The sequence below is a fragment of the Mesobacillus harenae genome (assembly GCF_013343715.1).
In the GTDB taxonomy this organism is placed as follows: Bacteria; Bacillota; Bacilli; order Bacillales; family Cytobacillaceae; genus Mesobacillus_A; species Mesobacillus_A harenae.
In genome coordinates this window covers 166,476-180,294 of the sequence record NZ_JABUNR010000010.1, presented here as the reverse complement: position 1 = coordinate 180,294, position 13,819 = coordinate 166,476, and the positions used below count along the sequence as shown (strand labels likewise).

Annotated in this window: 11 protein-coding genes; 10 read left to right on the top strand and 1 reads right to left on the bottom strand. The window is 41.4% G+C overall.

What is annotated here, in order from left to right; all coding sequences use genetic code 11:
• From HRJ06_RS13910 to HRJ06_RS13870, 9 genes are all read left to right on the top strand, one after another.
• A partial coding sequence (locus HRJ06_RS13910) for a 4-hydroxyphenylacetate 3-hydroxylase C-terminal domain-containing protein (RefSeq protein ID WP_277874683.1) occupies positions 1 to 435 on the top strand: 435 nt, incomplete at its 5' end.
• Between the two features lie 18 nt (positions 436 to 453).
• The gene (locus tag HRJ06_RS13905; protein ID WP_338421098.1) at positions 454 to 1,020 is read left to right on the top strand and encodes an amino acid synthesis family protein; all 567 of its coding nucleotides are present in this window, start codon (positions 454 to 456) and stop codon (positions 1,018 to 1,020) included.
• Positions 1,021 to 1,049: 29 nt separating this feature from the next.
• Positions 1,050 to 2,474 (top strand): NAD-dependent succinate-semialdehyde dehydrogenase, encoded by a 1,425-nt coding sequence (locus tag HRJ06_RS13900; protein WP_174733538.1) that lies wholly within the window; start codon positions 1,050 to 1,052, stop codon positions 2,472 to 2,474.
• 33 nt (positions 2,475 to 2,507) lie between these two features.
• Positions 2,508 to 3,119 carry an FAD synthetase family protein gene (locus HRJ06_RS13895; protein ID WP_174733537.1) on the top strand — a complete coding sequence of 204 codons (612 nt, stop codon included), beginning with the start codon at positions 2,508 to 2,510 and terminating at the stop codon, positions 3,117 to 3,119.
• Between the two features lie 734 nt (positions 3,120 to 3,853).
• Positions 3,854 to 5,803 carry a 1,4-alpha-glucan branching protein GlgB gene (glgB, locus tag HRJ06_RS13890; RefSeq protein ID WP_174733536.1) on the top strand — a complete coding sequence of 650 codons (1,950 nt, stop codon included), beginning with the start codon at positions 3,854 to 3,856 and terminating at the stop codon, positions 5,801 to 5,803.
• Positions 5,730 to 6,869, top strand: a complete 1,140-nt coding sequence (locus tag HRJ06_RS13885) for a glucose-1-phosphate adenylyltransferase (protein WP_174733535.1) — start codon at positions 5,730 to 5,732, stop codon at positions 6,867 to 6,869. The genes glgB and HRJ06_RS13885 overlap by 74 nt, the downstream gene beginning before the upstream one ends.
• A 27-nt stretch (positions 6,870 to 6,896) precedes the next feature.
• Positions 6,897 to 7,925, top strand: a complete 1,029-nt coding sequence (locus HRJ06_RS13880; protein WP_174733534.1) for a GlgC family sugar phosphate nucleotidyltransferase — start codon at positions 6,897 to 6,899, stop codon at positions 7,923 to 7,925.
• Entirely contained in the window at positions 7,922 to 9,373 is a 1,452-nt protein-coding gene (gene glgA / locus HRJ06_RS13875) for a glycogen synthase GlgA (RefSeq protein WP_174733533.1), read from the top strand. Before HRJ06_RS13880 ends, glgA begins: the two co-directional genes overlap by 4 nt.
• Positions 9,363 to 11,765, top strand: coding sequence for a glycogen/starch/alpha-glucan phosphorylase (locus HRJ06_RS13870; protein ID WP_174733532.1), 2,403 nt, complete (start codon positions 9,363 to 9,365; stop codon positions 11,763 to 11,765). Before glgA ends, HRJ06_RS13870 begins: the two co-directional genes overlap by 11 nt.
• A gap of 185 nt (positions 11,766 to 11,950) precedes the next feature.
• On the opposite strand, the gene HRJ06_RS13865 is transcribed toward HRJ06_RS13870, so the two are convergent.
• The gene (locus HRJ06_RS13865; RefSeq protein ID WP_174733531.1) at positions 11,951 to 12,190 is read right to left on the bottom strand and encodes a hypothetical protein; all 240 of its coding nucleotides are present in this window, start codon (positions 12,188 to 12,190) and stop codon (positions 11,951 to 11,953) included.
• Positions 12,191 to 12,597: 407 nt separating this feature from the next.
• Here HRJ06_RS13865 and HRJ06_RS13860 point away from each other — a divergent pair, with 407 nt between their 5' ends.
• Positions 12,598 to 13,794, top strand: a complete 1,197-nt coding sequence (locus HRJ06_RS13860; RefSeq protein ID WP_174733530.1) for an iron-containing alcohol dehydrogenase — start codon at positions 12,598 to 12,600, stop codon at positions 13,792 to 13,794.
• The last annotated feature ends 25 nt before the right edge of the window (positions 13,795 to 13,819 follow it).

Sequence of the window (13,819 nt, the reverse complement as noted above, 5' to 3'; positions counted from 1 at the left end):
CCGAATCAAAATGGAGTTTATGTACCAAATCCGAGGTTTTTGTATAGTGCGATGGCGATGCAGCCGGAAATCAACAATAGTGTTTTAGAAATTGCCAGAGAATTAGCGGGCGGCGGCTTAATCCAATTGCCATCCTCTTACAAAGACTTTGTTAATGAAGAGACGGCAAAGGATATCAAGCGCTATGTCCAATCACCAGGAGTCCCGGCTGAACAAAGGGTGCAGCTTTACAAATTAGCATGGGATATTATCGGATCAGAATTTGCAGGACGTCATCAGCAGTATGAGAGATTTTATGGAGGACCTCCCTTCGTTGTCAAGGGGCAGGCCTTTAGAAATTATGGTTTTGAGGAAGCAGATCACCTAGTTCAAGAGTGTTTGGATAGCTATTCATTGGAGGCTGAACTTGAAAAACAGGAATTCGCTCATTCCTAATTAATGGGAGGGATTTTAGTGGAAGTTAGTATTAGGAAAATAGTAACCTATGTAGAAAAAATATATATAGAGGGTGGAAAACCACTTGAGAAACCTCTGAAAATAGCAACAGCATTGGCAGTAGTAAAAAACCCTTATGCAAATAAACCTTTCCAGGAAGATTTAAGTGAACTGATTGATTCTCATTGTGCAATTTTAGGAGAATTGTTAGGAAGGGAAGCAGTTGAGGCCCTAGGTGAGGAAGTTGAAGCATACGGAAAAGGAGCACTTGTCGGAATAAGTGGAGAAATTGAACATGCATCAGCAATTATTCATAGTCTGAAATTCGGAAATCCTTTTAGGCAACTTGTTAAGGGGATAAGTCTTCTGCCTTCTTCAGAGAAAAGGGGGATGACCGGAGCATCAATAGACTTGGCTTTGAAACACAAAACCGATGTGAAGATCCGGTCTCATCACCAGACATTGGAAGTTCGTATCCCAGATGCACCATTTCCAGACGAAATTGTGGTTATTTGTGTAGCGGCTAGTTCAGGGCGCCCTCATCCACGTATCGGCAGTTTGCATGATGAATTGAGAGCAGAATAAATTTGTTGTATAAAGAGGACTACAATTATATGGAGGGAAAGTTATATATTAATGGTGAATGGATTGGAGACGAACTGGAAAAAATCAACGTTTTTAATCCCGCGACAGGAGAACTGATAGGTAAGGTGCCAAATGGTGGTCAATCAGAAACAAAATTCGCCATTGATTCGGCATATCAATCATTTTCAAGTTGGTCTAAGACAACTGCATATGAGCGTTCTGGCTTTTTAAAAGAATTATATCGATTGATGCTCACACATAAGAACTTACTAGCGGAACTTATTACATTGGAAATGGGAAAGCCCTTACAAGAGGCCCTAGGTGAAGTAGTTTATGCAGCTTCCTTCCTAGAGTGGTATGCAGAAGAAGCTAAAAGAGTTTATGGGCAAACAATTCCTGCAAGCCATGGTAATAAACGAATGATGGTGCTGAAACAACCAATTGGAGTGGTCGCAGCAATTACACCTTGGAATTTCCCTGCAGCTATGCTTACTCGTAAAATAGGGCCAGCGCTTGCTGCAGGTTGTACGGTTGTTGTTAAACCTTCTGAATTAACCCCATTAACCGCCATGAAGATAACAGAGCTGGCTCATCAAGCTGGCTTCCCAAAAGGTGTAATTAATCTTGTCACAGGTAATCCAACCGCAATTGGCAATGAAGTTATGAATAACCCTAAGGTCAGAAAAGTAACGTTTACTGGTTCCACAAAGGTTGGAAAACTCCTCATGGCGCAAGGGGCTAACCAAGTAAAAAAATTGTCACTGGAGCTTGGTGGTCACGCCCCCATAATCATATTAAACGATGCTGAGATAAACAAAGCTATAACAGGTGTAATGGCTTCTAAGTTCAGAAATGCAGGTCAGACTTGTATTTGTGGAAACAGAATATATGTCCAGTCTGGCATTTATGATAAATTCGTCGAGAAGTTAGTTGAGGAGACAGCAAAGCTTAAAATTGGGAATGGAATGGAAGCTGGAATTGATATTGGGCCACTTATTAATCAAGCAGCAGTTGACAAAGTTAACATGCAGGTAAACAATGCAATTGATAATGGAGCACAATGCCTTCTTGGAGGAAAGCAAAATGACAGTTTTAATCCAAACTATTACCCACCAACCATACTTACAAATGTAACTCAGGAAATGATTATCATGAACGAAGAGACGTTCGGGCCGGTAGCTCCAATTCAGAAATTTGAAACAGATCAGGAAGCAATTCATTGTGCGAATGATACTCCTTCTGGCTTAGCCGCTTATGTTTTCACCGATAATTTGACTAAAGGAATGAAATTTGTAGAAAGTCTGGATTATGGAATAATTGGATGGAATGACGGTGCTCCTTCTGCTGCTCAAGCGCCTTTTGGAGGCATGAAGGAAAGTGGAATAGGCCGAGAAGGTGGACAACAAGGGTTGGAAGGCTTTTTAGAAACAAAATATGTTTCGATTCAATTATAATTTAAAATTTCATTAGGAATGAGGTCATTGGTTATGGAAGTTATCTATCTTTCTTACCCGCTAAACCCAGATAAGAAAATAGATCCCTCGGCTATGGCAATCGGCTTTTTTGATGGAATTCATCTAGGCCATCAGAAGGTAATCGAAACAGCAATAGGAAATGCTCGGGAATTTGGAGTGAAATCAAGTGTCATGACCTTCGACCCACATCCTAAACAGGTAATAGGCAACGGGGCTGTTTCTTGTAACCTGCTTACTTCATTGGAGGAAAAAATAAAGCTATTAGAAAAAATGGGAATTGATATAGTGTATGTAGTTTCTTTTTCGTCAGTATTATCAAAGCTTTCACCTGAAGACTTCTTCCATAGGTTTTTAGCCCATTTAACTCCTATTTGTATAGCAATTGGTTTTGATTTCACGTTTGGCCGCTACGGCGCAGGATCAGGTCAAGACTTAAAAAGAATGGCCTATAACCGTTTTAAGGTAACAATTGTTCCTCCAATTAATGATATTAACGGAGTCAAAATCTCTAGTACACTTATTAGACAATATCTTAAAGCTGGAAATTTAGCAGCGGTAAATAAGTACTTAGGCAGGAACTATGTAGTTGCTGAGGAGAAAGTCGGTGATAATATATTTGCTTAGACAATATAATTGCTTTAATTTGAACGAAAAACTTGGGTAGATCTGAATTAAGATATAAAACTATACTAAGTAAGCCTGTTTCAAAAACCGTGGATGAGTCGAAGAGGCTCCGGACACGCCCGTGGAAAGCGGGCAACTGTAGGGGAACCATCAGCCAAGTTTCACGGAGCCTTTTAAAGAAGATGTGTTAAAAGCACATCTTTTTTCAATTCTAAAGAAGGTGATCATGCTCTATAGTAAAATTCGACATAATGTTATTTTTAGAAATTAATAAAACGTGAAAAAGTTGATTTTCTAATGGAGGAATAAACATAAATTTCACCTTATAGAGTAGAAAGTTACATTTCGATTTTTTATTTGTTCAGTTAAGTAGCCCAATTGGTTTTTACCGGTAAGCGCTGTCTTTATGATAAAATTGTGTATTTTTTTGAAAAAATTTAAGTGTAAGCGTTTACCCTGGAAATTCCGATTGTTATTGTGTTTTTAACCCCTTATAATGACCCTAACTACTAGAAATCACAAACATTAATGCTTACTATTCTTAAAAGACCCCCATTTACCTCAATTTCTCGTTTCTCATATACTTTTGTATTTCCCTTTTAAAAACAGTTAATTAAAGCAAATAGAAAACTTTGCCGAAAAATGTCGAAATATTCAAAAATAAATATACAGGGAATAGTATAGGAAACTAGAATAGTAGGATAAAGGATGAATATGAAGGGCAGGTGAAGAGCATGGTTATACATCCAACAGATTATCAGCTGCATTTGTTTCATGAAGGCTCATTATATGGGAGCCATGATTTATTTGGTGCACATGTCATGCAGGAGGGAAATCAAACATATACTCGATTTTGTGTGTGGGCTCCTGCAGCATTGGAGGTCAGGCTTGCTGGCGATTTTAATAACTGGAATGGGCAAGGCTGGTCTTTTGAAAAAGTAAACAATGAAGGAGTATGGATCTATAAGGCAGATAAAGACTTGACAGGATCTCTTTATAAGTATGAAATCATCTCCACATCTGGTTTAAAACATTTAAAGGCAGATCCTTATGGCTTTTATTCAGAGCTTAGGCCTAATACCGCCTCTGTCGTCTATCCTCTTGATGGCTACACCTGGAATGACAAACGCTGGCTCGGCAAAAAGGAGAAAAAGCAGAGCGCCACAGAAGCCACCACTATTTATGAAGTTCATTTAGGTTCCTGGAAAAAGCATCCAGATGGTTCATTTCTTACTTATAAAGAGCTCGCGGCTGAGTTAATCCCTTACGTATTGGCTCATGGTTACACTCATATCGAAGTGCTCCCTTTAACTGAGCATCCGCTCGATATTTCCTGGGGATATCAGTCAACCGGCTATTTTTCACTTACGAGCAGGTACGGAACACCCCACGAATTTATGTACTTAGTGGATCAATGCCACCAAAATGGAATCGGTGTAATTCTTGATTGGGTTCCCGGCCATTTTTGTAAAGACGCTCATGGGCTATATTGCTTTGATGGAAGCTTTACTTATGACTATGAACATGAAAAGGATCGAGAAAACGAAGTATGGGGCACTGCAAACTTTGATCTGGGTAAAACAGAAGTGCAAAGCTTCCTCATCTCTAATGCTCTTTTTTGGATTGAGAAATACCATATTGATGGTTTTCGTGTGGATGCGGTGGCCAATATCATTTACTGGCCTGGTTCCGAAAGGGAAATGAATCCGTACGGCATCGATTTTTTAAAGAAACTCAATACTGCTGTAGCGAAATTTCAGCCAGGCACCCTGATGATTGCAGAGGATTCAACGGATTGGCCGAAGGTAACAGCTGATCCACAAGACGGAGGACTGGGCTTTACATATAAGTGGAACATGGGCTGGATGAACGACATGCTTAAATATATGGAGACACCAGCCTTCGAACGCCGCCATCAGCATCATAAGGTTACATTCTCGTTTTTATACGCTTTTACAGAAAACTTTATTCTGCCCTTTTCACATGACGAGGTTGTTCATGGTAAAAAGTCTCTTCTGAATAAAATGCCGGGAGATTACTGGCAGAAGTTTGCTCAGCTTCGCCTGCTGCTTGGCTACATGATGGCACATCCCGGGAAGAAGCTTACGTTTATGGGAACCGAGCTTGGCCAATTTGCAGAATGGAAGGACAAAGACCAGCTAGACTGGAATCTCCTTGAATATGAAATGCACGAAAAGCTTAATTTGTTTGTTATTGAACTTAATAAAATTTATAAACGCTCTAAGCCTTTGTATGAAGTAGACTCTTCTCATGATGGATTTGAATGGATTGACGCCGATAACTCTCAACAGTCCATCTTCACTTTTATCCGCAGAGGGAAGGATCCAGAAGATACGCTCGTAATAATTTGCAATTTCACCGATCAGACCTATTCGGGCTATCGGATTGGTGTTCCGCAGCTGGGAACTTATCGGGAAATCCTGAACAGTGACGCTGACGTGTTCGGAGGCTCAGGAGTTAGCAATAAAAAACTAATTCAGGCTCAGGAAGAAGCATTTCATGGAAAGGCCTATTCCATTAATATCAATGTATCACCATTTGGAATTTCTATTTTGCGTCCTGTGAAGAAAAGAAAGGGGAGAATTACGAATGCAACAGAAAAAGGTCGTGGCCATGCTGCTCGCCGGGGGACAAGGAAGCAGATTAAACTCTCTGACTCATAATATCGCTAAACCAGCCGTCCCGTTTGGGGGGAAGTATAGAATCATAGATTTCCCGCTCAGTAATTGTACCAACTCAGGTATTTACACAGTCGGAGTGCTGACTCAATACCAACCGCTTATTCTAAACACGTATATTGGGATTGGCAGTGCCTGGGATCTTGACCGCAAGGATGGCGGTGTCACTGTTCTGCCTCCCTATACAGCTTCCTCGGAAGTTAAATGGTATACAGGCACCGCCAGTGCAATTTTCCAAAATTTAAATTATCTTCACCAGTATGACCCGGAGTACGTGTTAATTTTATCTGGTGATCACATTTATAAAATGAATTATGAATGGATGCTTAATTATCATGCTGAAAAGGGGGCGGATGTCTCCATTTCAGTGATTGAGGTCCCTTGGGAGGAAGCAAGCCGGTTTGGGATTATGAATACCGATGCAGATATGAATGTCGTTGAATTTGATGAAAAACCAGAAAATCCTAAAAGCAATCTTGCGTCCATGGGAATCTATATTTTCAAGTGGAAAGTGCTTGAGGAATATTTGCTTAAGGATGAGGCAAATCCAACTTCAAGTCATGACTTTGGAAAGGATATTATCCCGCGCATGCTTGAAGAGGGAAAAAAGCTTGTGGCCTATCCGTATAAAGGGTATTGGAAGGATGTTGGCACAGTTCACAGCCTGTGGGAAGCAAATATGGACCTTCTCGATGAACAATGTGAACTGAATTTATTTGACCAATCCTGGCGCATTTATTCAGTTAACCCCAATCAGCCTCCACAGTATATATCCCCAGAGGCACAGTTATCAGAGTCATTGATTAATGAGGGCTGCACAATTGAAGGAGACGTAAACAGAACTGTTGTTTTTCAGGGGGCAACGATTAGTAAAGGAGCGGTTGTATCAGAGTCAGTGATTATGCCCGATGCAATCATTGGCAAGGATTGTCTAATCGATAAAGTTATCGTTGCTCCTGGAACGATTGTCCCCGATGGCTCTGTTTTGAAATCGAGCGGTGACATTCTATTAGTTTCAGATGATACACTAGCTGAGCTATTAGCTCATTAATTTTATAGAGAAAGAGGGGGAAACAATATGAATAAAAGTATGCTAGGCATTATTGATTCCACGATGGTTCATGCAGGACTTGAAGAATTGACTCTCCACCGTTCTGCAGCAGCCATTCCTTTTGGAGGCCGGTATCGGCTGATAGACTTTGTATTATCTAATATGGTGAATTCCGGAATCCAGAGTGTAGCCATTTTCCCCAAACTTCAATACCGATCTTTAATGGACCATCTTGGATCCGGAAGGAACTGGGATTTGAACAGGAAAAGAGATGGACTGTTTTTCTTTCCATCCCCAAGCTTGAATAAATCGGTTACTGATCCAGGATCGCTTGAGCACTTTGCTGAACATATCGATTTCTTTAATCGCAGCACACAAGAATATGTCGTTATTGCGAATGCAAATACGGTTTACAATATGGATCTTGTGCCTCTGCTTGACTGGCATATTGAGTCAGGCTGTGATATTACTGAAGTTAGGAAAGACGGAGCCAGTCTGGGGATCTACCTCGTTAAAAAAACGACTTTATTAGAGTTGCTGGATTCCAGGGAAGAATCGGGTTATTTAAGCATGAGGGATGCAGCCAATGATCTTAGAAGCCAATACAAGCTTTGTTATTATAATTATGATGGCTATGCAGTAACGATCGATTCAATCGATAAGTATTATGCTGTAAGCATGAATCTTCTCCGTCCTGAAATTTGGAAACAACTATTTCTAAAAGAAAGACCGATTTTGACGAAAGTAAAAGATGAGCCGCCAGCCCGATATTCTAAAACCGCAGCTGTGCATAACTCAATGGTTGCAAATGGAGGAGAAATTGAAGGTACTGTGGAAAACAGCATTATTTCTCGGGGTGTGAAGATCGGCAAAGGGGCTGTTGTAAAAAACTGTATCATTATGCAAAAATCACAAATTGGCGAAAACTGTGTGGTTGAGAACCTGATCATGGATAAGGAAGTAAAAATAGAGGCAGGCGTAAAGGTCACCGCTTCCCCAGAAGCTCCTGAAGTGATCCGAAAAGGGACAATTAAAGGAGCGAGGGCGACAACGTGAAGATATTATTTGCTGTTTCAGAATGTGTTCCTTTTATAAAATCAGGCGGACTTGCCGATGTAGCGGGCTCGCTCCCAAAAGAGTTAAAAAAGCTGGGCCATGATGTAAGAGTCATGCTGCCCAAATATACACTTATTCCAGACGAGTATAAAACCCAGATGAAAAAAGTTGCAGACTTTATTGTTCCGGTTGGATGGAGAAACCAATACTGCGGAGCGGAAAAACTAGAGCTGGATGGGATTGTTTATTATTTTCTTGATAATGAATATTATTTTAAACGAAGCCAGATGTATGGGGATTTTGATGAAGGGGAGAAGTTCTCCTTTTTTAACAGGGCAGTCCTAGAAAGCATCGAACAGCTCGAATTCTACCCAGATATTCTTCACTGCCATGATTGGCACACGGGAATGATTCCATTTTTGTTAAAAACTAAATATGGGAAAAAAACTGGTTACGAATCTATCAAAACTGTATTTACGATTCATAACCTTCAGTTTCAAGGGATTTTTTCGAGGGAGATCCTCGGAGATTTGCTTGGAATTGAAGAGCATTATTTTACTAAAGATCAGCTAGAGTTTTATGGAGACGTAAACTTCATGAAAGCAGCTCTTGTTGCTGCAGATAAAATTACAACCGTGAGTCCTACCTATATGGAAGAAATCCAAACAACCTATTTTGGAGAACGTCTTGATGGAATTCTGCGTGAGCGAAAGGCTGATTTGGCAGGAATTTTGAACGGAATTGATATTGAACTCTACAATCCTGAAGCGGACAAAAGTCTCGCGTCTGTCTATACCTATGATGATCATGAGGGCCGCTTATGGAACAAGCTCGCTCTTCAAAAACAATTTGAGCTTCCTGTGGATGATGAGATCCCGCTAATGGTAATGGTAACACGGCTAACAAAGCAAAAAGGCCTTGAACTGGTCAAAGCTGTTTTTCATGAAATCATGGCTACTGGCGTTCAACTGATTGTTCTTGGAACCGGTGAACATGAATTTGAATCTTTCTTTAATGAAATGAGCAGCTATTATCCGGATCAATGCAGAGCTTTTATTGGATTTGATGAAGCCCTGGCTCATAGAATTTATGCTGGAGCCGACCTGTTTTTAATGCCTTCAAAGTTTGAACCGTGCGGCCTGAGCCAGTTAATTGCCATGCGCTATGGGGCGATTCCGGTTGTCCGGGAGACTGGCGGCCTCAATGATACGGTTAAGTCTTATAATCCGATTAATCAATTAGGAAATGGGTTTACATTTAAAAATTTTAATGCTCATGACATGCTATTTACGATTGAAAGAGCATTGGAATTATATAAGCAAAATCAAGAGTGGGACCAGCTAGTGAGTAAAGTGATGCAGATGGACAACAGCTGGGCTCAATCTGCAAAAACCTATCACCAGTTATATTCCAAACTCGTCTCTAGGAGTGGATTGCATGTTCGATAGTGTTGCAGATTTTAAGTCATCCTTCTTAAAAAAGCTTGAGATGACATATGGAATTAGCTTTAAGGACAGTACGTCCCGTGAGCAATTTCAGACTTTAGGGCATTTAATTCGCGAGTATGTCAGTACGGATTGGATTACCACCAATGAGGGTTACCGTTCTTCTGGCGGTAAGCAAGTCTATTATTTATCGATTGAATTTTTGCTAGGAAGGCTGCTTCGCCATAATTTAATGAATCTTGGAATTGAACAGGTTGTTAATGATGGGCTGCAGGAGCTGGGCATTAAGCTTGATGAGCTTGAAGAAATTGAAGCGGATGCAGCGCTAGGAAACGGCGGGCTAGGGCGTCTTGCTGCTTGTTTCCTTGACTCTCTCGCGTCTTTAAACCTTCCCGGTCATGGCTGCGGAATCCGATACAAGCATGGCTTGTTTGAACAAAAAATTATTGATGGTTATCAGGTCGAGCTCCCTGAGCAATGGCTGCGGCATGGCCATGTGTGGGAAGTACGCAAGGCAGATGATGCTGTGGAAATACCATTTTGGGGACGGGTTGAAAGTTTTATGGAAAACGGGCGTCTTATTTTCCGTCACCTTAATGCAGAGACCGTCACGGCTGTTCCACATGATTTGCCGGTAATCGGCTATGAAACCGATACGGTAAATACTTTACGGCTTTGGAGTGCTGAGCCTTCACGCTATACTGCGAACATCGATGTTATGAAATATAAGAAGGAAACCGAGTCCATCTGTGAACTATTGTATCCTGATGATACTCATGATGAGGGGAAGATCCTTCGCTTAAAGCAGCAATATTTACTAGTGTCTGCAAGCCTGGCATCCATTATCAGATCCTACAAAAAGCAAAATCGAAGACTGACTGATTTTCATCACCATGTGTCTATTCATATCAATGATACGCACCCTGCGCTTGCTGTCCCTGAGCTAATGAGGCTGTTAATGGATGAAGAGGGACTTGGGTGGAATGAGGCATGGAAAATCACAACAAACACTCTTTCTTATACTAACCATACAACTCTCTCAGAAGCCCTGGAAAAATGGCCAGTCCGCGTCTTCCAGCCACTGTTGCCTAGAATCTACTTAATCGTCGAAGAAATCAATGAACGTTTTTGCCGTGAGCTGTGGGAGAAATATCCGGGCGGGTGGTCAAAAATAGAGGAAATGGCGATTATTGCTGATGACCAGGTTCGGATGGCTCCGCTTGCTATTGTAGGAAGCCATAGCGTAAATGGGGTGGCCCAGCTCCACACCGAAATTTTAAAAGAGCGGGAAATGAGTTCGTTCTATCAATTCTATCCGGAGCGGTTCAATAATAAAACAAATGGAATTACCCATCGACGCTGGCTGATGAAGGCAAACCCAAGGCTTACCAGTCTAATTACGGAATCGATTGGAAGTGAGTGGATTTCAGACACTCAAAAGCTCGAGAAGCTTCTTACGTACAAAGATGATACAGGTTTTATGGCGCAGCTGGAATCGGTTAAGCTTGGCAATAAACAGAGGCTTGCAAGGATAATACATGAAAAAGCTGGGCTGACCGTCGATCCCGAATCTATTTTTGACATTCAAGTCAAGCGTTTGCATGCCTATAAGCGTCAGCTTCTGAATGTACTCCACATCATGCACCTATACAATCGATTGAAAGAGGATTCAGCATACGAGCTTTTTCCGCGGACCTTTATCTTTGGCGCCAAAGCTTCTCCTGGTTATTATTTCGCCAAAAAGGTAATTAAACTGATTAATGCTGTGGCGGACAAGGTAAATAACGATCCGCAGGTGAATGACAGGCTTAAGGTTGTGTTTCTTGAAAATTACCGCGTCTCGCTCGCTGAGGATATATTCCCGGCAGCAGATGTGAGTGAACAGATCTCAACGGCCAGTAAAGAAGCTTCTGGAACTGGTAATATGAAGTTTATGATGAATGGTGCGCTGACAGTGGGGACTCTTGACGGAGCGAATGTCGAGATTACTGAGCTTGTAGGACCAGAGAATATCTTCCTGTTCGGGCTGAATGCTGATGAAGTACTGAGCTATCATAAAAATGGCGGCTACCAGTCCCATGAATATTATCATCATGATCCAAGAATACGGAAGGTAACGGACCAGCTAATTAGCGGATTCTTTCCCGATACCGAGCATGAGTTTACAGCTATTTTTGATTCATTGCTTAATCAGAATGACCAGTATTTTGTTCTTCGAGATTTTGCGTCGTACGCGGCGATCCAGGAAAAAGTCGGCAAGCAGTATAGCGACTACCCGAATTGGCTGCAAAAAAGCCTTATCAATATCGCCAAGTCTGGCTTCTTTTCCAGCGACCGGACAATTCGTGAATATGCGAAGGAAATCTGGAACATAAAGCCTGTGTTAAAAAAGTAATAAAAGATGAAAAACCCTCATTACGGAGGCTACCTTCTGTAATGAGGGGTTTTTGTTCGGAAAGATAAAACTAGGGTTCGATGAATTTGCGTTTATTAAACCGCATTAATGCTCACTTCGAACGCAAATAGTTCAATTCAGCAGGCGGTCAGGCTAGACTTATTGCACAAGAAATGGTTGTGCTCTCAATCTTTAGCCTGACGCCTGTTTTCATATTCAAATAGTGAGCCAAGGTCTTTATTAAGGGCCACCTCCATTTTCTCCAAGCATACTTTACTCACTACCGGATCTTGTGGAGACCAGTGCACTGTATAAATAAAGTAATAGCCTAAAATCTCTCGGAAAATTACGGGTGAGTTTGGAAATTCCTCAAATAATGCTTTTATATGATATCGTTTTGTATAGGACCATTTTATCAGTTTCATCGTGAGCATCCTTTTTTTCAGCTTACAGAAATGAACTCAAGAACGAGGAAGGCATTAATGATGCAGAATTTTTCTTGGCAGATCACCTTGCCGTTAAGTGATGACGCATAACAACCTAAGCGTGTTAGCTGGTATAATTCAGGCGAACAAATAGCATCAAATTTTATCGTTTGCCTTCTATTGAGGTCTTTTACCCGAGTGATGTTTGAAGTACACATGCTGAGGGTGATTCCATAGACTACTTTTGCTTATGCAACTAATCCCATTGTTTTGATAGATTGCGTGAATTAATATTAAAATGAAATAAGAAAAGGTCGATAAAATATACTGAAAAATGTTACTATTTAGATAGTAATGTAACCTCTGAGAATATTTCTTGCTGCACGTAAAGGAATGGAGGAATTAAAGTGGATAGCTACGCTTTTTTTAGAACGCCGCAGACTATTATATATGGACGGAATTCGTTTGATAAGGTTGGCAAAGAAGCAGGTTTAGCTGGAAAAAAAGCTCTGATTATCAGTGATAAAATAATGGAGCGGCTCGGCAATGTTGGTAAGTGTACAGCTTTGCTCAAACAGGAGGGGGTAGAAAGCTCGCAGTACCTTGGTGTGGACTCTGAACCGACGGATCTTTATGTTGCTGAGGCTTTAGACCTTTTTCAGAAAGAGAGCTGTGACTTGATTATCTCACTTGGCGGCGGAAGCTGTATTGACACAGCTAAAGCGGTAAGCGTTTTAGCAGCAAATGGCGGTTATATTGGAGATTACATTGGATCCCTTAAAGTTGCGTCTCAAACACCTGTACCCCATATTGCAATTCCCACCACGGCAGGTACTGGTTCGGAAGCCACTGATGCAACGATCATTACGAACACAGACAGCCATGTGAAAATGATGATTAAACAGCCGGCTTTTATGCCTGCAGCTGCGATCGTAGATCCATTATTGGCCATTTCCTCACCAGAGCATGTGACAGCTGCCACTGGAGTGGACGCTTTAAGCCACGCAGTTGAGGCTTATCTTTCGAAAAAAGCCCATCCAATGACCGATACGCTAGCTTTATCTGCAATGAAGCTAATCGTAAACAATCTAGTAAACTCTTACGAAGATGGTGGAAATGTAGGTGCTAGAGAAGCCATGTGCCTTGGCTCGCTGCAAGCAGGAATGGCATTTACAAATGCTTCAGTATGCCTTGTTCATGGTATGTCCCGCCCGATAGGCGCACTCTTTCATGTGCCGCATGGCTACTCAAATGCCATGTTGCTGCCAGCCGTACTGGAATTCAGCAAGAATGAATGTGTAGATCGCCTTGCAGATCTGGGGAGGATTTTTGATCCTAACGCTGGGCACCTATCTAATCCAGCGGCTGCTGATTTAGCGGTTAAAGCCGTTAAAAATCTGTGCAATAAATTAAAGATTCCTAACCTGCAAAACTGGGGAATCGATAAAACTGAATTTGAAAAAGCAATCAGTAAAATGGCTGCAGATGCCCTTGCAAGCGGAAGTCCTGCTAACAATCCTCGCGTTCCCTCCAAACAGGAGATCGAGGACCTCTACCGGTATTGCTACAGTTATAGCCTGACAGAGTCAGGGACGGCAATCTAAGCGACTGCTATAAAGCTAATCTTTA